We start from the raw sequence: 20142 nt of genomic DNA, 5'->3' as shown, positions 1-20142 counted from the left end.
CTCTTCAATTTAAGATTTTGTCGGCTCAATGAATACTGACTTCAAAACTGTCCCTTACTTAAAAAGTAAGAAGTAATTTTAAAGCTATTATCGTTCCAACAGAACGATAATGAATTTTGACCGTGTGACAGTAAGCGAACTTACTACCCTTAGGTCACGTGTTCATTGAAAACCATTTTACTTCCGAAGAAGTGTTCGTTTCTACTTTGCAGCAGAAGCAAACTTAATGATTATCATCAACAAGTGTCCACACAGATTGATATAGGTTTAAATTGTTAAAGAGCATCTCTTCTTGGTTAGCGCTGGGCTTTCCCTTTGAAGAGGCGGCTATTCTAGCGAGATAATTGTTAGTGTCAAACACTTTTTTGATTTATTTTTTCAATTCTTTCGAAAACAAATCTTAAACTATCTTTTGGCTAGAAGCCTTACTGATTATTGCCTTGAACCCTTGTGGGCTCTGCCGTGTCAGTGAGGACGCATTATAGAGATCAGCTTCACATTGGCAAGCGTTTTTTTGAATAAATTGCAAAAATAAGCCTTTTTAATTAACTTTAACTTCAAAGCCTTATTTATCCCACTTTACCCTCACACCACATACAGGTTATCCACAGACTTATTAAAAAAAGGAGGCTTTCGCCCCCTTTTTTTAATTTTTTAATCTAACTCTTGTTTAAATTCCTGAGCCATCTTGCTCGTTATCTTCTTCATGGAGGCCACATTCACGCTTTAGCCCATTAAACCTTGTTTCTTCTTCTTTCATACCCGGTTCCCATCTTTTTGTTGAGTGGGTATCTCCAATAGATAGATAACCTTCATCTTTCAGCGGGTGATAACGTAGACCGTGTAATTGCAGGTACTCTTCAATTTGGCTGTTGGACCAATCAATAATCGGCAGAAACTTAAATCGTCCATTTTGAATCGCAAGCACAGGTAAATTCGAACGGCTCTCTGCTTGTTCTCGTCTTAACCCTGAAAACCATGTTTTAACATTCAGGTCTGCAAGAGCTCGCTTCATTGGTTCGACTTTATTAAGGTGATTATATTTCTTAATTCCCTCTATACCTTGCTCCCACAACTTTCCATATCTGACTTCTTGCCAATTAGGACTTAGTTTAGCGCTATAGATATGTAGGTTAAGATCGAGCTGCTGCGTTAAAGCATCTATAAACTGATACGTTTCAGGAAACAAATAACCGGTGTCAGTTAATATGATGGGAATGTTTTTTTGCACATTGCTCACCAAATGCAGCATCACTGCCGCCTGAACGCCAAAACTCGAACTCAATACGTGCTGACCTGGCAAGTTCTCAATAGCCCAAGCAATTCTTTGCTCCGCATTAAGTAACTCTAGCTGCCCATTCAATTCAGCTAACTTGAGAATTTGTTCCGTCTTAGTTAAAGAGAGCAACGTTTCAAGCTTCTGGCTTTCTTGGAACTTAAGCATAGAAATCCCTCTTTGATACTTTAACTTCCTCTATTACTCCCGTACGAATAACAAAATCGCCGAATGCTTCTTTATTAAGGCGGTTTTTAGCCCATAGCCCCACCAGCTCATCAAGCTCTTCTAAGATTTGTTTTTCCGTTATGTTCTCTTTATACATTTTCGGGACACGAGTACCGGCTTTATTCCCCCCAAGGTGGACATTATACCGACCCGGTGCTTTACCAACTAAACCAACCTCAGCCAACATCGCTCGACCACAGCCATTTGGGCAGCCCGTAATACGTAAGATGATGCTTTCTTCTTTTGGAATCTGATGCTTCTCAAGTACGTTTTCCACATCAGTCACGAAAGATGGAAGAAAGCGTTCGGCTTCTGCCATGGCAAGGGGACAGGTTGGAAAGGCAACACACGCCATCGAATCTTTGCGCTGCTCACTCACTGAGTCATCCATCAAGCCATGAGCGCGAGCTATCTTTTCAATCTTCGCTTTTTGAGCTTTGCTTACCCCTGCGACAATCAAGTTTTGATTGGCCGTCATTCGGAAGTCGCCTTTATGAATCTTTGCAATCTCAGCTACGCCCGTTTTTAAGGGCCTACCTGGATAATCAAGTAATCGACCATTCTCTATAAACAATGCCAAATGGTGTTTACCGTCAATGCCGTCAACCCAGCCGATACGGTCGCCACGCTCAGTAAACTCATATGGCTGACTTGCGGAGAACTTCACGCCAGCGCGTTTCTCTACTTCAGCCTTGAAGACATCGATACCAACACGGTCTAACGTATACTTGGTTTTTGCATTTTTACGGTTAGAACGGTTACCCCAATCACGCTGGGTTGTCACCACCGCCGCCGCAACCTCTAAGGTATGTGCGAGTGGCACAAAGCCAAAATCATCGGCGCGTCTTGGATAAGTAGACGTATCACCATGCGTCATGGCCAAACCGCCTCCCACAAGGACATTAAACCCAACCAACTTACCGTTTTCCGCTATCGCGATGAAGTTAAGATCATTCGCGTGAACATCCACATCATTTTGTGGCGGAATAACGACGGTTGTCTTAAATTTTCTCGGTAGATAATTACTGCCTAAAATCGGTTCTTCATCTGTTGTTTCTACTTTCTCTCCGTCTAGCCAAATTTCGGCATACGCTCGCGTCTTCGGTAGTAGATGTTCACTGATCTTCTTTGCCCATTCATAAGCTTCTTGATGAAGCTCTGATTCAACAGGGTTCGTGGTACATAACACGTTTCGGTTCACATCCCCTGCCGTAGCAATAGAATCAATACCGATCTTATTGAGTGTCTGGTGCATTAGCTTAATATTAGGCTTGAGCACGCCATGAAACTGGAAGGTTTGACGGGTAGTAAGACGAATACTGCCATACAAACTATGATCAGTTGCAAACTCATCAATGGCTAGCCACTGCTTTGGCGAAATAATACCACCCGGCATGCGAGCTCTAAGCATCACATTATGGAGCGGCTCTAGCTTTTGTTTCGTTCTTTCATTACGGATATCACGGTCATCTTGCTGATACATTCCGTGGAAACGAATAAGTTGGAAGTTATCTGCGGTAAAGCCACCAGTAATTTGGTCGGATAAGTCAGCCTCAATCGTACCGCGTAGGTGATTACTCTCTCGCTTCAAGCGCTCGTTATCAGCTAATGGGCCCAATACTTGGCCTAATACTTCTTGTTTGCTCATTAGTACACATCCTTTTGATAACGTTTTGCTTTTCTTAGTTCGCTTACGTATGCCTCAGCCTGCTCAAGATCTTTACCGCCATACTGTTTTACAATCTCAATCAGCGCAGTATTCACATCTTTTGCCATGTGCGTCGCATCCCCACAAACATAGAGATGAGCACCTTCTTGTAGCCATTGCCAAATTTGCTCACCTTGCTGGAGTAGACGGTGCTGAACATAGACCTTCTCATGTTGGTCACGGCTAAACGCCACATCTAGACGATTCAGTACTCCTGACTTAAGGTATTTCTGCCATTCAACTTGATATAGGAAATCTTGAGTGAACGTTCGATCACCAAAGAACAACCAGTTCTTACCTTTTGCATCACGATTTTCTCGCTCTTGAATAAAGCTTCTAAATGGCGCAATGCCCGTGCCAGGGCCAACCATGATAATCGGTGTGTCATTATCATCGGGTAATTTGAATTGCTTGTTATGTTCAACGAAGACTTTCACTTCGTCGCCCTCTTCAAGGCCTTTTGCTAAATGGTACGATGCACCACCATGTCGCTTTTCATCTCCCTTGTTGTATTCAACAAGCGCTACCGTTAGATGCACTTCTTCTTCAACTTCTGACTGACTGGAAGCGATAGAATATAAACGTGGCGTTAAGCGGCGTAATAGTGAGATGAGTTGCAAAGCATCAAGCTTGGTTTTCTTCTCTCGAAGCACGTCGACGACTTGAGTTTCGCCTGAGTACTCACGCAGTTGGTCCTTATTCTCGACCAACTTAAGTAATTTTTTGCTGCCCGATATCTCGGCGTACTTAGTGACAAACTGAGGGTTTGACGCCGTGATCTCGTAGTGCTTAATCAGTGCCGAACGTATCGAGATGCTCTCACCATCGACATCCACACTTTCAATCCCAGAAAGTTGCGCTTGAGCGAGAATCGCATCCACCAGCTCACTGTTGTTTTCAAACCAAACCCCCAATGCATCGCCGGCTTGATACGTCAGGCCTGAATTCTCGAGATCAATTTCGATGTGTCGAACATCTTTGCCAGAGTCACGGCCTGTGATTTTTTGGCTGGTTAGCAGCGTTGCCGTGTATGGGTTCTGTTTTGTGTATGTCGTGGTTGCACCAGCGGTGGCAACAGGTAACGTAACCACATCCGCTGCTTGCGAAGATAAATCGTCTTTAATGACTTCAAGCGCCTTAAGTCGCCACTCTGCCGCTACGACATCGTAATCAACATCACAATCTAACCTTTCAACAAATGGCGTCGCGCCCTGCTTAGTTAAAAAGGCATCAAAGTCTTTACCTGTTTGACAAAAGAACTCGTAACTTGAATCGCCTAAACCAATCACGGCAAACTTCAGGTTAGGAAGCTTAGGTGCTTTCTTCGACTGCAAAAACTCATGCAACTCAATCGCATTATCGGGTGCTTCACCTTCACCATTTGTTGACGCCACAAAAATCACATGCGTCTCTTTAGCGAGGTTTTTACCTTTGTAGTCACTGGCATCAAATAGCTGTGCTGTGATTCCATGCGCTGACGCTTCTTGCTCAAGAGCCTCAGCTACGCCTTTCGCATTCCCGGTTTGAGACGCGTAAATGATGGTAAGCTTGCCAGCAGGCTGAGAGGCTACGGCGGTGGTGACCGCGCTCGCTACAGGTGTTAACGGTGTTGGGTTTTGTGCTTGACTCAATCCCCAAAAATAACCACTCACCCACGCCAATTGGTTGGACGATAAAGAAGTTGATGCTTGTTGTAATTGCGATAGCTGCTGATCATTGATTGGAGCAGCTAAGCCCGGAAGTTCTTGTTGTGTATTTCCATTTGATGACATAGTCACGACATCCCTAAACATTGCGTGACGATAGATTAACCAACCATTTTAATAACAAGAAAGAATAGATATGTATGTTTTATAACTTTTTGGAAGAAAGGAATATTTTGAGGGGGGATTATTTCGCTTCAATACGCACCTGAGAAAAGCCAACAGCCAGCGCAGATTTAGAGGCTTTATCAAGATCAATATACTGACACTCGGCACCGTGAATGTCTGTCAGCATAAGGAATCCGCCTTGCTTGTGGCGAAATTCAACTACCCAGCCCCCTTCCGATTCAGATGGTTCAATAATCGCTTCAGAAAGTAAGTCTTGATGATAAAGGTACTTCAATTCCGTTATGGTCATGCTTCCTCCAAAATTCTATAGCGGAGCCTGTTGGCGTCAGCTCCTTCATTAACTATAGCAAGCTGGATCATTTTCGTCGGATTCGTTGTTACCAATATGTTAACTAGAGCGTGCAATAAAGCGGTTATATACCCATAAGGCGATAACAAACGCGACAATCCACGGCAGAAGTTGGAAAAGGACACCCACCATTCCTAACATAAATAGCACAGTGAATGACGCAACGATTGCCAATGAAACGGTGACAAACGTTACCCCCGTCATGACTAACACTCCGATAAAGACCATGATGAAAATCAGTTCAAACATATCGCCTCCTTAGGCACTGAAAAAATAATAGTGGTGTAAGACCTAACACCGTAATATTTATGATAAAGCATGAACCGTTCCAACTTTTCAAGTCATTGATAGTATTGTACTTATAAAATAAAAAACTCCAGCTGATCGATAAATCAACTGGAGTTGGTATTTTTAACCACTAACTTGGTAAATTTAAACGTCTAGTTCTTTCGGAATTTTAGTCAGTGCCGTTTGAATCACTTCAACGCCTGCGCCTTTCTTATGCGCATTTTCACTAATATAACGACGCCATTGTCTGCCACCAGGTAAAGCTTGGAATAAACCAATCATATGTCGGCTGATATGTCCAAGATTAGAGCCATTAGCAAGTTGCTTCTCAATATACGGATACATCGCCTCCACAACCTGACTGCGTTTCTTCACAGGCGTGTCCATTCCAAAGATGGTTTGATCAACCTCAGCCAGTAAATACGGGTTTTGATAAGCTTCGCGCCCAATCATCACTCCATCTAAGTGCTCTAAATGCTCTAACGACTCAGCTAACGTTTTTATCCCACCATTAACGCCGATCTGTAAGTGCGGGAAATCTTTCTTAATTTGATACGCGCGAGGGTAATCTAGCGGCGGGATCTCTCGGTTCTCTTTTGGACTCAAGCCACTTAACCATGCTTTACGAGCATGAATGGTAAAGTCCTCACAACCCCCTTGCTCTGAAACATGAGACACAAAACGCGTAAGAAACTCGTACGAGTCCTGATCATCAATCCCGATTCGAGTCTTCACCGTCACAGGAATAGAGACCACAGCTTTCATTTCCGCAATACATTCAGCCACCAGCTCAGGCTCCCCCATGAGGCAAGCCCCAAAGCGACCATTTTGAACACGATCTGACGGACAACCAACATTGAGGTTGATTTCATCATAACCACGCTCTTGAGCAAGCTTCGCGCACGTTGCCAAATCGGTTGGGTTTGAACCGCCTAACTGCAATGCGACAGGGTGCTCTTCAGTATTGAACGCTAAAAAGTCACCCTTACCGTGAATAATTGCCCCCGTCGTAATCATCTCGGTATACAACAAGGCTTGCGAAGAAAGCAAACGATGGAAGTAACGGCAATGTCGATCCGTCCAATCGAGCATGGGTGCAATTGAAAGACGGCTTGAATGGAAATCGCTTGTGTTGTCTGGCTTCATCATTGTTTTACCTAAGTTTTTAACCATTCAAATCCGCTTTGAATATCATGGAATTTCGCCCAAATTCGTCCTATAGTACCCCTAACAGTACCCCTCAAAGAGTAGGACGATGGAATGGCTTCTCTATCAATTGAAAAACGGCAGCTACAAAGCGGTGAATTCCGCTACAAAGCAACCATCATCGTGAAGAAAAAGCAGGCAATAATACACAGAGAATCGAGAACTTTCAAAAGGAAAGAGCTTGCTAAGACTTATGGCCTTAAACGACAGCTTGAACTTGAAGAGCATGGCGTGAATCCGATAAAAACAGTTCCCCTTTCGGTACTCCTCGATAAATTCATGGAAGACAAGGATTTGTGGAATAACACAGGGCGTACCAAACGCTATGTTATCGATATGCTTCGTGACTGCGACATTGCAAAAATAAACAGCAATGAACTAAGAACAAGCGATCTCATCGAGCACTGTAAAAACCGTAGAGGTGCAGGAGCCAAACCCGCCACTATCTATCATGATATTGCTTATCTGCGCGCTGTCATGAAAAAAGCCAAGCCCGTTTTTGACATTGAAGCGAATCATAAGATTTTTGAAGAAGCAGTACCGGTGCTCTCTGATATGGAATTAATCGGTAAAAGTGAAAAACGAACTCGACGGCCAACAGGTGAAGAACTGCAACTTTTACGTGAGGGGTTAGTGAAGCGTCAGAACGCTAGGGCTAATGGGCAAACTCGCATCCCTTTTGTCGACATTTTGGACTTCAGTATTTTAACGTGTATGCGGATTGGGGAAGTGTGCGCCCTACGTTGGGAAGACATTCACGACGAACATCGCACTGTGTTAGTCCGAGATCGCAAAGACCCTCGTAAAAAACAAGGCAATCACATGATTGTGCCGCTCTTGGCTGAATCATTTGATATTGCTATGCGTCAACCAAAGCAAGGCGACCTGATTTTTCCTTACAACTCTAGGAGCGTGACGGCAGGGTTTCAGCGTGTTAGGAACAGTTTAGGGATTGAGGATTTACGCTATCACGATTTAAGGCGTGAAGGTGCCAGTAGGCTATTTGAAAAAGGCTACTCTATTGAAGAAGTAGCCCAAGTAACAGGTCATCGGAACTTGAATGTTTTATGGCAGGTTTATACGCAGTTATTTCCGCATAAGCTACACAAAAGAAATCATTAGTAATGTGAGCAGTATGGGAGGTAATCTATGACATCCCATACCGAATGATTAATGATTAATGCTGTGTGCTAAATATTCTTCTGATACTAACGGAGTAAAGCCTTCAGGCCATTTCGTTACGAATTCACATAACACCCGAAATTGACTCGGTGCATCAAGATTTAGTCTAACAACCTTAAGCGAGTGAGAATCAAGCTCTACATTTTCAAGCAACGAGCGAACATCGCAATTGAAGTATTTAGGACAATATCCAATTGGGATCTCATCTTTAGTTGAAACTAGTACAGCATTGCAGTCATATTGATTTAAATTTTCATAAATGACTTTAAGCTCTTCATTTTTCTCAAGTGTAACGACCCGCCTTGCACTTTCACCTTCTAAATGACCTACGCCGCTAATAAAGAATCGAATTTTATAATAGCCTTCCTCTGTAATTTCTGGCTCCGAGATAATACGAAATTCATCTGTTTTTCGAGCTCCGCCAGAAATACCTAGTAAATCCAATTCATCATAGTGAGTTAGATCAATATCAGACCAGTCCACCATTTTTTTAAATTCCGGTCTATTTGTCGGAATTAAGCGATTAGTAAAAAATGAAAAAAGTGACTTAGAATGATAAACCTTTGCTAAATCATCCATACGAGGAAACGCTATGAAGTTTGCGTGATTTGCGCCTTTGGTGTAATTGAAGCGGTACTCATCATTAGAACGAGTCAATTTAGCAACAGGATGCCACATCCCATCATCACTGTCTTTCCAAATAACAAAAACACTTTTCATGAAGTCGTTTCTCCATTTTTTTTATTCTCTAAAAACAATTCTCTGTATTGTAAAATACGTGCCTTGTTAGCAATTATGACACTGGCACAAAAAGTTTTTTCAGTACCTCCCATGATAGCATCAGGGATCCGGCTGACTACATCTAAAATTTGCTCGTAGCCCAGAGCCTCAAGCCTATCTAACCACGCTAGTGCAGCTCTCTTTCTAAAATAAGCTAATACAACAAACGCATCTAAGGTTTTTAACCTATCACTTCCGTTATAGAAATAAGATTTACAACGCATAACATAGTTAGGTATTTGACGCCCTTCATCGTTACTCACCAAACGTTCATGCATAGTTTCTACTGGCTCATTCCTACCTAGACTTGCAGCATGATCGAAAGAAGGTGCCAGATAACTAGTATCGCCTTTCACAATCATAGCCCAATTTTCGTTATGACGGTCTTGGTTAGAAATAAGAGTGTCAAACATTAAATAACCGATAAACACATCAAAAGCACTGCTTATATCTTCGCTTGCTTTCCACCCTAAAGGCGGGTGAGCAATGATCCGCTGTAAAATACTTGCGACTCGATCTACTTTTTGTGAACGCTGACCTTTTTCCAACGGCATATTGATACGGTTAGCAATATGCTCTATCAACTGGTTACCGAAGAACATATTGTCACCATCTTCAGTAAACTTTTTGCTTCGGATGCCTCTCTGACCTTTATAGTTAGCCAAGTCATAATGAGCATGAGGGAGGTCTAGTATAACTGCAAGCTCACACGCAATTTTTTCCGCCCAATCCTCTCCCTTTCGCTCTATAGGGTTTCCTTCCCGATCTTCGGTATGAACTGACTTAAAGAGGTATTCCTCCCCCGTTATCGAATCAGTGTACCAAAACTTAGACTTCGTCCCCATCTGTTCAAATTCATCAATGTCTTGGTCTGAAATGTCAATGATTGGGTAATCAGCCAAATTCATACTCCTTTAGGCTCCGCTATATCTAAGGTTTTAGTGTACTTTTACCAACAGAGTATACACTTAACCTATTACAACATAATGTTATTTCTGAACTAACAATTCTTTGTGAGATGTCTGTAATAGTACCAGTCATGAATCGTTCAAAAACCTAGTTTTTTGATGTTCTATTTAACCTAATTTCTAATTCATTAACTTTTTGAATAAGCTTTTCCATTAGAACATTGGTATTTCTAATATTTTGCCAAAGCATCCCTAAAATCAAAATCTCTGTCGGCTTTAATCCCAACTCAGCTAGTAACGGTAAGATGGGCAAATCAATCATTCAGCCCCCTTAAACTCATCCCGTATCGCTTCCCACAAACCAAGCAGTAACGGCGCTACCACACCAATCACGCCCCCCATTTGCACACCTTCTGGCGTTACGCTTGCGGTTAATAATTCAGGGTGTCCAGTGGCAAGGGCAACACCCGCACCAATTAACGCTAAACCCTTTTTCGTTGAGGGTTGATTCAAGTCTATTTTCATTTAGGTTACTCCTACTCTAACCGTTGATGCGCTTCCAGATATACGCGCTGATTAAAGCGGTGAAGATACCCACCGCGATCCGTTGCATCATTTCTTTTTGCGTCATACCAGTGCTACCCCTTGCTGCGCATCCGACAACGAGTAATAGCGCCCTACTTCCATAATCGACATAGCATGAACCAAACGTGCTAACAGATTACTATCTGATAAGTTAAGCGCGGCATTGGATGAGAGGTTCAATTGCCCTGCTACGAACTGCGAATAATTGCGCGTGTCGTTTTCATGGCTTGGCGCCCAACGGCCAATAATCTCGTTGATGGTGTTTAACCCATACAGTGATTGGTAATTACGAATGAGCTTGGCCGCTGCCCGAAAGCCGTACTTCGAATCAGAAAACGTTTCGAACGCTTTATCCTGGCTTGGCGTAACTTTGCCTGTCCATGCGCTGTTACTAATACGAATGTTGAGCGGGTTGTTATTACGTATCCCGCGATTGAGTTGTGATTTCACGATCTTTACTCCTTGCGGCGCGCCCCACATTAGCGCACCGATTAGCACAATGATGATTAACGCTCGCATAATGGGTTACTCTGGCTCGTCAAATTTTACGGCTACCCAAACTTTGTTGATGGATATGTCCACATCGTTTTGATAGACCGTGGTACCACTTGCCGCGCCCAAATCAACACTATTCCCCTGCCCTGAAACGGAGGTACGAAGTACTAAATTGAAATCGGTTTGCGCCGTATCGGAATAAAGCGCTCGCTCAACAAAGTGGTTAAAATGGACACTCCCGACAATCGAAAGACCACCGTCATTTATGACGGCTGGCACCTGCGCCAACGTTGCGTTTTGTCGATATTGACCACTTAGCTGCAATTCATAATCAACAACGACATTGCCGCCACTGTCCGCGCAACTTTGTACAGCGGCTAATGCGTCCCCCGACAAGCCGATAGATTTGCTCACATGCAATGAGATCTCAAAGCCCATCACGTTCCACCACTCTGAAGGTACGTATTGCTGCATATTTTCAAACGCCGTGAACAAGTTAAAATACAAACCGTCATCGTCATATTCGTAGAGGCGTTGGTTATAGCCACTCGCGTCATCTTGATAGTCACGGCCTAAGCGGTACTCAATGGGATAAGGTATCGAGAACGGGTAAACCGATTGAAGACTGACTGCCGCCGTCAAATCTGGTGGCGCAGAGCCACCAAACTGACTCAATAGGCCATAGAGAAATTCAATCTTGTTGCGGCTGCTCCCTGTTGGCAGCTCTGGAAGTTTGGACATGGTTAATACTCCAAGACTTGAACGACATCCGGCGCCGTTCCTGTTAGTTCAATTAGTGCGGTGCTGTCTAAACGGATTTGCTCACCTGCGGCCAATTCAAAGCCCATCAAATCAATAAGCCCTGTATTGGTGGATTTCGCTTTTATCCACACACCTTTACGCATGGCATTGGCGGGAATTGAAAGCGGGACGTCACCGATATGAGCATTTAGGTTGCCACTGACCTCAAGCACCACTTTCGGCAAGGTGCTCACTGCGAGGCTTTGCCCTGCTTTAATTTCTACAGGGGGTAACGAGTCCACACCAAGCGACTGATTATTTTCAATCTGCATCTTTGGCATTGAGTTAATGGTGACCTGTTGCCCCTGCGCAATTTCAACGGCAGGTAACGCGCTCACTTCGATTTGCTGATCATCATCAATCTGCATTTTCGGCATGGTTTGAATATCGAGCTTTTGACCTTCGATAGGCGCCGTGAAATCGCCCACGCCATGCTCTAGGCTTAATCGCCCTTCACCACTGAGCAGAACGCGCCCCAATTTTTTGCCGTAGCGAAAAACAGAACGATTAAGCAAGGTCACGCGCTCGCCTGTTTCATCCATTTCAACGGTGAGTTTGCCGCTAATGGACTCCACAAATAGCCACGTTGATTCCAAGGTGACGGGGATAGGTTGCCCTTTAATAAGTTCTACAATCATTTGCGCATCGCCTTCACTAGAACAAAGCCCAGTACCAACACAATAATGCCCATGAGGATCAGTTGTTGTTGATTGAGTTCGCTTTGTCCGTTGTCCTGTTTGAACTTGGCAAGCTCGGTTAACTTGTTTAGGTTCTCGCTGTTTTGCGATGCCTGATTACCCGCAAGCCCTGCCATCATTTGTAAGTGTTCGCTGTTTGATGCGCTGTATTCTTCAAGCGCTCCCGCGGCGAACTTCAATGAGTTCTCGGTATTTCTGTCGACTAATTCGAGTGACTGCTTACCAAAGTCGAGTGATTCGCTTACCGTGTTCCCTGCAAACTCAAAAGACTCATCAAGCGCATCGCCTGCAAATTCAAATGACTTGGCAACACTGCCATGGTCGGTCACCGTGGCGTTAATGGTTGAACCTTCAATGCCACTCAGTGCAACACCTAAGTTGTCACCACTAATGGCATTTTGGCTACTGGTGTTCTTTGTACTGGTGCTATTGCTTGAACTGGAACTGCCGCCCATGCGCTACACCTCCCAACGTAAAAATTCGTGGTCACCGTGTTGGCTAATCTTCACATCACCAAGACGCTTGAGTAGTCGGGCGACCAATGGAAAATAGGTGCGGGTTGAGATTGCACTCAAGCCAGAACGTTTGACGTATTCGGCAAGCTCTCGCGTGGCATCCACCGCGCCATTGCCTGATACCGCCCAAATGAAATAGGCATTGCCCATTACTTCCCCTGCCACCGTTAACCGATAATCGTCACCGGACAATTCATACACGCTGACTCGACCGCCTTTGATTTCATGTTTCATCACGTCAAAGTCATTAGGACAAGCACGAAAGGCAGGCTTGAGCCGTTCAATCGCGCTCGGTGATTCGGTGACAATCGAGATCATTTGAGCACCTTAAGCGCAAATACTCCTATCAACGCCACACCAACAATCAGCCAAGGGTTTACCCCGCCTCCCATGTTGATGCCGCCAATAGATTGCCCTGATTGGTTACTACTCTTTGCAGTAGAGGGGCCAGCACTGCCACCCGTTAAGCCTCCACCGCCCGTTAAACTGGTCATTGCTCCAAACATATCAACCCTTCTTAAACCAGATAATCAGCGCAAGAATGGCGATGATTTGCCAAGCGGTTTTATTCACTCCTTGAGCGGAAAAATAACCACTGGCAAACACCACACCCGCCACGCCTAAATAGAGAAAAGGCACTACTTGCCTCCTTTCATGGCGGCATAAGCTCCACCCAATACGACCACCATGATTAACACCACAATCATGAGTGTTTGCCACTGCACCCCTTGCCCACCTGTTTGCACAGGGGCGCCATTGGGTTGCTGATAGTCGTTGTTGTTGGATCGGTTTTCGTCAGGGTTGGACGTTTTGGCGCGGTCTAACTCATCATCCATTTTGATGCCAAGCCAATCACCACCAAAGCCGCCGACCACATCGACCGCACCACCTACAATCTCGCCCGTACTTTCTACTAAGCTGTCCCACCACCCCGAACTGGTCGAGGTGGCCGCGCCTGTCGAAAGATATTCGTCAGGGTATGCCATGAGTCACCCCCTTATTTCGGTTGAGAAATCACGCCCACTTGCTCGATCGCTTCAATCAATACCGGAATGCTGCCCGCCGCTGATTTCTCGATCTCAAACTGCAATTGTTTATAGGCGTTAGTTGGCAAGCGCCCCTCAACACCAAAGCCGGTACGAACAAAGTCCAAAGAAAACCAGTCTTCGTTTTGTTCAAGCTCAGAAAGGGCAAGGTCAAAGGCGTTATCGACTTTATTGACGTTCATTTCTTCCACGTCATCACGCAGTACGCGAACACGGTCGATAGAACTGTCTTTAAAGTGAATACGCTTTAGCGATAAGGCAGGGGAACGCTCAGAAAAATCAAACGGTGTTCGACCTGTCGCACTCGCAAACCACGTCAGTGAATAAATACGAGGCAAGTAGATACGTGTTGATTGCGCCGCCGTTGAATGGGCACGAGCACGGATACTTGGTGGATTGACGCCACCTGCTTTAGGGGCGAGCTGAATATAAACAAACCAAATTTCACCGTTCAGTGTCACTAGCTCACCCGTACGAACGCCCGCTTTGGTGCGCAGTTTTAGATCAGCAAATGGAATGACATAACGACCAGATGATTGGTATTGCTTACGATGTTCCTGAAGGTCAACAAGGTCTTGTCCGGTGAGGTTGTACACCTCTTTACCGTTCAAAGTAATACGCACACGCTCAATATCGGCAGGGTCAGTAATATCAGTAACTAACTCAATAGACTGATAAGTAGGACCACTGACAAGGCGCAGTGTGGCTTGATTGCCCCAATTCACACCCTCAACAGGGTCTAAATCACGAGGACGTGGGTTAAATGGTGTCGTGAGTAATTCCATAGTTTAAAACCACCCTGAATTACCATTGATTTGTTCTTTGAGCGGGTTAAGTGCGCTCACGTTGTTGATCATCGCTAGTGCGACCAGAACGGCCACAACCGTGAACAACATGGTTTTGTGTTTTGCTTGCATGGTTTCCCCTGTTTCACAACGTTAGAAAAGTTATTTACAGGGCATAGCTAAAGGGAAAAAGGGAAGGAAAGAAAGGAAGAAGAACCTATAGGTTTGAGGGGTAACCTATAGGTTCTGTGTATTATTTATTAAGTATTGTCATACGATCTACGTCTATTTTGACTCTAGTCCACCCTCGATCAACTTCGCCTTGAATTACCAACGTGGTTTCTGGTGTTACCGCCATACCATGCCAATCTTCATTTTCTATCTCTACTACAACTTGTCCAGTTTCATCATTAAACAGATACAACTCATGGCCAACTTGTTCAGTTACCTTGCCCGTTAAAGTTACATATGACTCATCTCTAGCTTCGTTAGCAGACGCAACAGTCTGCGTACTTTCTACATTTCCGTTAAATCCTGACGATGTTTGAGCATTAACAAAACCATTTTGGGCGAAAGCTCCTGCACTAGTAAAAACAGCTAGCGTTAAAAAACCTGAAATAAATACGTTAATTTTCATGAAATACCCTTTTAAATAAATATATTAAGAAGAGGTTATTCCATTTCCTGCATTCTCGTAATGTGTGGTGAATTCTAATCAATATGTAACAAAATATGTAACTAGAAAACATTCAACAATCGAATACATGATAAAATATCACTGGTTAATAATATTACCGTTAGCACAGTTAAACGCCCCCTTCTGCACATTCCCCACCCCATCACGAACTAGCAAATATTCAGCAATCGGTTTACCCAACCGTGCCTTATTTACCTTCGCAGATTTCAAGGCGGTGATCTCATGAACATCAATCCCCTTACGGTCAGCTACCCAATTAGCATCATTCACCGAGTTAACCGAACCCACCCACCAAACGGCAGATTGATCGGTCACGGTTTTAGGCACTTCTTGCCCACGTTGAAAAACGGTATGAATCACTAACCCATACTGACGGCCACCGCGAAGCAACTCGCCCGTTTTACCCTTAAGTTTGCCCGAGGTTTCGGCGCAACTGGCGAGCTCTTCAATCACTACATGCAGTTTAGGCGCCCGTCCATTCCCCAACGCCCAAGCCACCGAACTAAAAAACTCGAGTTCTTCCATGCTCGCACCACCTTTAGGCACATAGGCGACCTTAAACGAGGCTCCCTTTTTACGAGCATTAAAAGCGGCACGGATAAACTCCGAGCGAGTGGAAAAGCCGTGGCAAGTTTGCCCCTGAAACTTTGCCCCTGCGTAATTTCGATACGGGTCAAAAAACAGAGCATGCGCCCCTTTCGGAACAAGCCCAATGTATTTCACTGCCGAGGTTTTACCGCCTCCGGTTCCCGCTAAGTAAATGGCATGTTCAGCATCATGCGAGGGGTTTGAGTTAATCGGATTTGGAAAGCGTTGTGGTTTCTTTTTTATCGCCATGTTCCCCCCTTACTTGCATGAGTTGTTGTTGGGTTTTGAATTGCATCCACGACACACCGACCATCATGATCACAGCCAGAAATAACGCGCTTTCTTCCGGTTGCTCTCCAAGCAAACTATCACTTTGTTTTTTCAGTACTGGATAGGCCGCTTCAGTCACTAACGTTTTACTTTCTTTATCAAATTCAAATTTGGCTTGAGTCAGTATGGAAACCAATCGCTCGATTCCAAAAATACATACCTGGCAAAACATATCGCTGTGCGCTTGGGTAAAAGTAAACTTCGGTTTCTCTCCATCTTCGGATTCGGATTTATCAGAGCTAAACGCTTCGGTGAGTTCTTCGCGTTCCTGTTGCTCTATCGTCTTGGTATCACTTTCAAGCCCTGCCCATTCATCCACATTGTAATCATCAAAATCTGGGGCGGTTTCTAAATGGCTACTCATTCTCACCCCCTTGTTCAACGCTCGAACGTTTTTGCACTAGGTTCATCACCACTAACACCAACGCTAAAGCAGCAATCGACACACCCACTTTAAACACCATCGATTTCGGTTTAGCCGTTACTAAGTCGCTATTGTCGGGTTTCGTTGGTTCATTGCTTTGTTCAGGTAATGCATTTGATTCGGTTTCAATTAAGGGTTGAGGCGGTTCATTAGATTCGGTTAGTAACGCACTACTTTCGGTTATCTCTGTTTCATCCGAAGTCTTATCGGACGGTACTGGCAACGGTTGCGATACGGTTTCAACTTCAATCGGCACATCGCTTGAGTGCTGCTCGATATACGAATGAACGCTTTTAGACATAGGGCTATTGCCACACTCTGGACAACGGTAATATTTTAGCCCCGCATTGCGTGTGTTCTTGGGAGGTTCACCGTGGGTAATTAACTTCCCTTCCCCTACGATATGCACCGTGGAGCCAGTAGAACAAACCGGACAAGTCACGTAACCACGAACAGGATTAGGCACTTTGCTCATCGCTTGATACCTCCGCATCTTCCACCACTTCGCATAGTGACGATTTCTCATCCATCACATAAGCACGGCATCGCGCTCGCGCCACACGGTTTAACTTGGTGAGCTTTTCCACTTGTTCAAACAGTTTCGGGTCTAGCCCTATCGCCTCTAACGGGTTACCGCCACCCATAAGCAAGCGGGGCAATAAAGTGGTGAGTTTGGATACGTCCATTCCCTTGATTTTCTCAATCGATTTGGTGACCTGAATTTCTAAGTTTTCCGCTACATCGAGCGCTTTCAAGTCTGCATGGCATGCCTGCTGTGTTCTTTTCATAAATAGTCCCTGTTTCTCAACGTTGACAATGGGTTAAGAGTATTTGGCCTACGATAGGCCAAATGCTTAGTAAGCGTTTAATCGGCCATGTTTAAGCCTAATTTTGCAGTATTGGTCAATGGTGACCGTTCCCCCTTTTGATAATGGTTTGAGAAGACATTGCACCCCCTTCATGCTCCATCCGGTCGCGTCCATAAGCGCTTTAATTATTGGAGGGTTACAGTTATTTTCAGTGCTCCAAGGTACGGCACTCCGTGCCTTTTGAAGACGCTTCACGTCTTTTTTACGAACGAGGCTATAGCACTCGCTTGCGGTTTTAATGAGAGTACCAAGCCAAGAAAAGCCAATGATTTTTTTGTTGGTTTCACCGTACTGATTTTGCTTTGATTCGTATTCCACTCGCGCACCGTTAGCGAGCTGACAAAACAGCGACCACTTTGATGAATCAGCCGCTTGTCTTAACTCTTCCAGTTTTGGGTCTATCTTGGTTTGCTCTGCGGTTGCCCTACGAAGATTGCGCCACAATGAAACAGGCTGACCGCCAAATTGTTGAAACTGTCTGATACGGTGAGTGGATGCCCAAGCGCGAGCACGATAGGCATATTCTTCCGATTCAGTTTCGGGCATATGCTTGCCGTTAATATTCTTTGAAACGTACTTGGCGATGTAGGCCGTTGCCCCGCCTTTTTTTGGATCAGCTTCTTTCACATCAAAGCGTGGTGAAATGTCTTTGCCTAACTCGCTCCGGTCTTCCCCTATCGCGCACCCTTTTAAAATATTGGTGATCGTGGTTTTGTCCTTTGGTGAGCAAAACAAAAAATAGTGAGAATGGCTCGTTGAATCTTTATGAGGTTCAGCGACACGGAAACCAAAATACTCAATATTTTCTTTGGCAATGAGAGCACGAGCGACCGCCCATTTTTGCATGAGCGCTTGGTGACCTTCTTTCACTGAGGCACCATTCCACTTTCGTGATACGCGATGGTATTTGCTTGGCAATGTCCAAGTGACGAACAAAGCGGTAAATCCTAAATCCAGTGCAAACTCTTCAAACCCGCGAGAACGCACCATCATTTCAATGCGTCGATTCTCTGGGTTTGCCGTAGTCCTTTTGATTACTTCCTCTAGGTCGAACGCTTCGCCCGTTTCCGTGTTCATTACTGACATGGCTTCTATGTACTGTTTCGCTTCGCGTTGCTTTTGCTTCCAGTTTGAAAAAGACATGGCACTAATCACCGGCGCTTGGTGTTTACCTTCACCAACACGTTCTAGGGCAATTTGTACATATTCGATGTACTGCGATCGCAAATGCAAAAGTCGGCGGACTATCCATTCTTCGGATTGCATCTTGAGCGCGGCTATTTCGAGATCGCATTCCAGTTCGTCAGGCTTATCCTGTTCCTTCCTGAAATTTATCTTAGGTGGGTTGATATGGATTTCTTGTAGCGTGAGAGATTGACGCTCATAAACATGCTTGAGCGCTTCAAGGTAGCTATTAAATACCTCCGGTAGGCTTTCATCACTAAGCATCGTTGAGCACGCATCAGCGTAATCTTTTGCGAGCTTTTCAATGGCGTCATCACGCATCAAAATGTCATGGCTTAATGGTTCAGCACTGGCCTTGTATCGGCTATCCACAAACGAAAATTTATCTTCAATAAAACTCGCTCGCTTCAAACCAAATTTAACCGCATCTTCTGCCGCACGAATAAGGTTTTGAGTAGTCGGGTTACTGCGAGTCATGCGCTGCGAAATTTTGCGTTTCACATCGCTTTTCACCATTTGAGGCAAGCGCGGAAAGAATCGGCGGGTAAACGCTGAAAGGCGTAATACGTCTGCCGCCTCCAACGCTGCCACTTCATTGATAGCTTTCGTCATATGGTTAACCCAAACACTCAGAAGCCGTACACACGTATTGCAGAGGGCGTACCTTTTTCGGTTTTGAACGACCAATGCCGTGTTTATCGCGCAGCTTGTCCAGTAAGTAGATAGAACGCTCACGCTTCTTAGGGTCAGGGTTAACCATACCCGCCATATCGGGGCATGGTTTGTGAATAGGGTTAGTCACTTCCATCGTTAACCCTCCAAACTTTCTAACAGTTCAGCATCGGCAACAAGCTGATCGTAAATCGGGTATAGAAACTTAAATTCTGGTGAACTTGGTGATAGCCAATTCAAACGAGTACGAACAATGTTCATCAGTTCTCTTGCTTCACTCGAATGAGAAAAATCAATACTGGTGCTATGGATTGGTGTCGATACGTTATTCATCATTTATTTCCCTATGCGTTTACTGAAAGCCAATCACGCTTTGCATCAGCGTGGCGTTGGTCGATGTACTCGGCAAGATCTTCAATTTTGATTAGCGATGGACTGCGCTCTGAATCGCGCAATTTAAAGGTGGGAACGGGGAAGTCACAGGCTTTCGCTCTCTGCTCTGCCGTCTTGGGGGTAACGCCAAAAAACTCTTGGCTTATCTGTTTTAGCTCGACTGTGGGGTTTTCAAATCTAGCTAATAGTGCAAATTTTGTGTTCATACTTCCTCCGTGTAGTACACTTGAAGTTATTCGAGGAAATTTAAATATCCCTCAAACATCCCCAACTCTTTCATAGGGAATTATTGAGGATCTAAA

30 protein-coding genes are annotated in these 20142 nt (G+C 44.6%); 1 reads left to right on the top strand and 29 read right to left on the bottom strand.

Going from position 1 to position 20142, the window contains the following annotated elements; all coding sequences use genetic code 11:
• Positions 1–670: 670 nt before the first annotated feature.
• The 6 genes from ACE1OE_RS20780 to dusA all read right to left on the bottom strand — a co-directional run bounded on the left by ACE1OE_RS20780 (position 671) and on the right by dusA (position 6827).
• Positions 671–1444 (bottom strand): phosphoadenylyl-sulfate reductase, encoded by a 774-nt coding sequence (locus tag ACE1OE_RS20780; RefSeq protein WP_449212155.1) that lies wholly within the window; start codon positions 1442–1444, stop codon positions 671–673.
• Positions 1437–3152 carry an assimilatory sulfite reductase (NADPH) hemoprotein subunit gene (gene cysI, locus ACE1OE_RS20775; RefSeq protein WP_372061513.1) on the bottom strand — a complete coding sequence of 572 codons (1716 nt, stop codon included), beginning with the start codon at positions 3150–3152 and terminating at the stop codon, positions 1437–1439. Before cysI ends, ACE1OE_RS20780 begins: the two co-directional genes overlap by 8 nt.
• Positions 3152–4984 (bottom strand): assimilatory sulfite reductase (NADPH) flavoprotein subunit, encoded by a 1833-nt coding sequence (locus tag ACE1OE_RS20770; RefSeq protein ID WP_372061511.1) that lies wholly within the window; start codon positions 4982–4984, stop codon positions 3152–3154. Before ACE1OE_RS20770 ends, cysI begins: the two co-directional genes overlap by 1 nt.
• 118 nt (positions 4985–5102) lie before the next feature.
• Positions 5103–5333: a thymidylate kinase gene (locus tag ACE1OE_RS20765; protein WP_102471263.1), complete on the bottom strand. Its 231-nt coding sequence runs from the start codon at positions 5331–5333 to the stop codon at positions 5103–5105.
• A gap of 99 nt (positions 5334–5432) precedes the next feature.
• Positions 5433–5642 carry an envelope stress response protein PspG gene (locus ACE1OE_RS20760; RefSeq protein WP_102471264.1) on the bottom strand — a complete coding sequence of 70 codons (210 nt, stop codon included), beginning with the start codon at positions 5640–5642 and terminating at the stop codon, positions 5433–5435.
• Positions 5643–5825: 183 nt separating this feature from the next.
• On the bottom strand, positions 5826–6827 hold the full coding sequence (gene dusA / locus ACE1OE_RS20755) for a tRNA dihydrouridine(20/20a) synthase DusA (protein ID WP_372061521.1): 1002 nt from the start codon (positions 6825–6827) through the stop codon (positions 5826–5828).
• Between the two features lie 114 nt (positions 6828–6941).
• Here dusA and ACE1OE_RS20750 point away from each other — a divergent pair, with 114 nt between their 5' ends.
• Positions 6942–8009 carry a tyrosine-type recombinase/integrase gene (locus tag ACE1OE_RS20750; protein WP_449212154.1) on the top strand — a complete coding sequence of 356 codons (1068 nt, stop codon included), beginning with the start codon at positions 6942–6944 and terminating at the stop codon, positions 8007–8009.
• A 48-nt stretch (positions 8010–8057) separates the two neighbouring features.
• Here the strand turns inward: ACE1OE_RS20750 and ACE1OE_RS20745 are convergent, their stop codons facing one another.
• The 23 genes from ACE1OE_RS20745 to ACE1OE_RS20635 form a co-directional block, all read right to left on the bottom strand.
• Positions 8058–8789, bottom strand: coding sequence for an HIRAN domain-containing protein (locus ACE1OE_RS20745; protein ID WP_449212153.1), 732 nt, complete (start codon positions 8787–8789; stop codon positions 8058–8060).
• The gene (locus ACE1OE_RS20740) at positions 8786–9751 is read right to left on the bottom strand and encodes a hypothetical protein (RefSeq protein ID WP_449212152.1); all 966 of its coding nucleotides are present in this window, start codon (positions 9749–9751) and stop codon (positions 8786–8788) included. Before ACE1OE_RS20740 ends, ACE1OE_RS20745 begins: the two co-directional genes overlap by 4 nt.
• Before the next feature lie 154 nt (positions 9752–9905).
• Positions 9906–10079 carry a hypothetical protein gene (locus tag ACE1OE_RS20735; RefSeq protein ID WP_449212151.1) on the bottom strand — a complete coding sequence of 58 codons (174 nt, stop codon included), beginning with the start codon at positions 10077–10079 and terminating at the stop codon, positions 9906–9908.
• Positions 10076–10282, bottom strand: a complete 207-nt coding sequence (locus ACE1OE_RS20730; protein ID WP_449212150.1) for a hypothetical protein — start codon at positions 10280–10282, stop codon at positions 10076–10078. Before ACE1OE_RS20730 ends, ACE1OE_RS20735 begins: the two co-directional genes overlap by 4 nt.
• 102 nt (positions 10283–10384) lie before the next feature.
• The gene (locus ACE1OE_RS20725; RefSeq protein WP_449212160.1) at positions 10385–10864 is read right to left on the bottom strand and encodes a structural protein; all 480 of its coding nucleotides are present in this window, start codon (positions 10862–10864) and stop codon (positions 10385–10387) included.
• Positions 10865–10867: 3 nt separating this feature from the next.
• Positions 10868–11578 (bottom strand): hypothetical protein, encoded by a 711-nt coding sequence (locus ACE1OE_RS20720; RefSeq protein WP_449212149.1) that lies wholly within the window; start codon positions 11576–11578, stop codon positions 10868–10870.
• Between the two features lie 2 nt (positions 11579–11580).
• Positions 11581–12276, bottom strand: a complete 696-nt coding sequence (locus ACE1OE_RS20715; protein ID WP_449212148.1) for a hypothetical protein — start codon at positions 12274–12276, stop codon at positions 11581–11583.
• A complete protein-coding gene (locus ACE1OE_RS20710) occupies positions 12273–12791 on the bottom strand; it encodes a chemotaxis protein (protein ID WP_102471274.1) in 519 nt (172 codons plus the stop codon). The genes ACE1OE_RS20715 and ACE1OE_RS20710 overlap by 4 nt, the downstream gene beginning before the upstream one ends.
• 3 nt (positions 12792–12794) lie before the next feature.
• Entirely contained in the window at positions 12795–13169 is a 375-nt protein-coding gene (locus ACE1OE_RS20705) for a DNAase (RefSeq protein ID WP_102471275.1), read from the bottom strand.
• Positions 13166–13357: a hypothetical protein gene (locus ACE1OE_RS20700; protein ID WP_449212147.1), complete on the bottom strand. Its 192-nt coding sequence runs from the start codon at positions 13355–13357 to the stop codon at positions 13166–13168. The genes ACE1OE_RS20705 and ACE1OE_RS20700 overlap by 4 nt, the downstream gene beginning before the upstream one ends.
• Position 13358: 1 nt before the next feature.
• Positions 13359–13490 (bottom strand): hypothetical protein, encoded by a 132-nt coding sequence (locus ACE1OE_RS20695; RefSeq protein ID WP_277869430.1) that lies wholly within the window; start codon positions 13488–13490, stop codon positions 13359–13361.
• A complete protein-coding gene (locus ACE1OE_RS20690) occupies positions 13490–13837 on the bottom strand; it encodes a hypothetical protein (protein WP_449212146.1) in 348 nt (115 codons plus the stop codon). Before ACE1OE_RS20690 ends, ACE1OE_RS20695 begins: the two co-directional genes overlap by 1 nt.
• Before the next feature lie 11 nt (positions 13838–13848).
• Positions 13849–14682 (bottom strand): major capsid protein P2, encoded by an 834-nt coding sequence (locus tag ACE1OE_RS20685; RefSeq protein WP_449212145.1) that lies wholly within the window; start codon positions 14680–14682, stop codon positions 13849–13851.
• Between the two features lie 3 nt (positions 14683–14685).
• The gene (locus ACE1OE_RS20680) at positions 14686–14814 is read right to left on the bottom strand and encodes a hypothetical protein (RefSeq protein WP_284677244.1); all 129 of its coding nucleotides are present in this window, start codon (positions 14812–14814) and stop codon (positions 14686–14688) included.
• 121 nt (positions 14815–14935) lie between these two features.
• Complete coding sequence (locus tag ACE1OE_RS20675; RefSeq protein ID WP_449212144.1) at positions 14936–15319, bottom strand: YgiW/YdeI family stress tolerance OB fold protein; 384 nt, start codon at positions 15317–15319, stop codon at positions 14936–14938.
• Positions 15320–15457: 138 nt separating this feature from the next.
• Complete coding sequence (locus tag ACE1OE_RS20670; RefSeq protein WP_449212143.1) at positions 15458–16216, bottom strand: hypothetical protein; 759 nt, start codon at positions 16214–16216, stop codon at positions 15458–15460.
• Positions 16173–16661 carry a hypothetical protein gene (locus tag ACE1OE_RS20665; protein WP_449212142.1) on the bottom strand — a complete coding sequence of 163 codons (489 nt, stop codon included), beginning with the start codon at positions 16659–16661 and terminating at the stop codon, positions 16173–16175. The genes ACE1OE_RS20670 and ACE1OE_RS20665 overlap by 44 nt, the downstream gene beginning before the upstream one ends.
• Positions 16654–17196, bottom strand: coding sequence for a hypothetical protein (locus tag ACE1OE_RS20660; RefSeq protein WP_449212141.1), 543 nt, complete (start codon positions 17194–17196; stop codon positions 16654–16656). The genes ACE1OE_RS20665 and ACE1OE_RS20660 overlap by 8 nt, the downstream gene beginning before the upstream one ends.
• Positions 17180–17509 carry a hypothetical protein gene (locus ACE1OE_RS20655; RefSeq protein ID WP_250619352.1) on the bottom strand — a complete coding sequence of 110 codons (330 nt, stop codon included), beginning with the start codon at positions 17507–17509 and terminating at the stop codon, positions 17180–17182. The genes ACE1OE_RS20660 and ACE1OE_RS20655 overlap by 17 nt, the downstream gene beginning before the upstream one ends.
• A 66-nt stretch (positions 17510–17575) precedes the next feature.
• Positions 17576–19387, bottom strand: a complete 1812-nt coding sequence (locus ACE1OE_RS20650; RefSeq protein WP_449212140.1) for a replication endonuclease — start codon at positions 19385–19387, stop codon at positions 17576–17578.
• 4 nt (positions 19388–19391) lie between these two features.
• Positions 19392–19583, bottom strand: coding sequence for a hypothetical protein (locus tag ACE1OE_RS20645; protein WP_102471284.1), 192 nt, complete (start codon positions 19581–19583; stop codon positions 19392–19394).
• A gap of 2 nt (positions 19584–19585) precedes the next feature.
• Positions 19586–19783 (bottom strand): hypothetical protein, encoded by a 198-nt coding sequence (locus tag ACE1OE_RS20640; RefSeq protein WP_449212139.1) that lies wholly within the window; start codon positions 19781–19783, stop codon positions 19586–19588.
• A gap of 8 nt (positions 19784–19791) precedes the next feature.
• Complete coding sequence (locus ACE1OE_RS20635) at positions 19792–20046, bottom strand: pyocin activator PrtN family protein (protein ID WP_449212138.1); 255 nt, start codon at positions 20044–20046, stop codon at positions 19792–19794.
• Positions 20047–20142: the final 96 nt, after the last annotated feature.

The organism is Vibrio sp. E150_011, assembly GCF_053544015.1.
The sequence above is the reverse complement of the archived record's forward strand: the minus strand, read 5'-3'. Positions and strand labels throughout refer to the sequence as shown.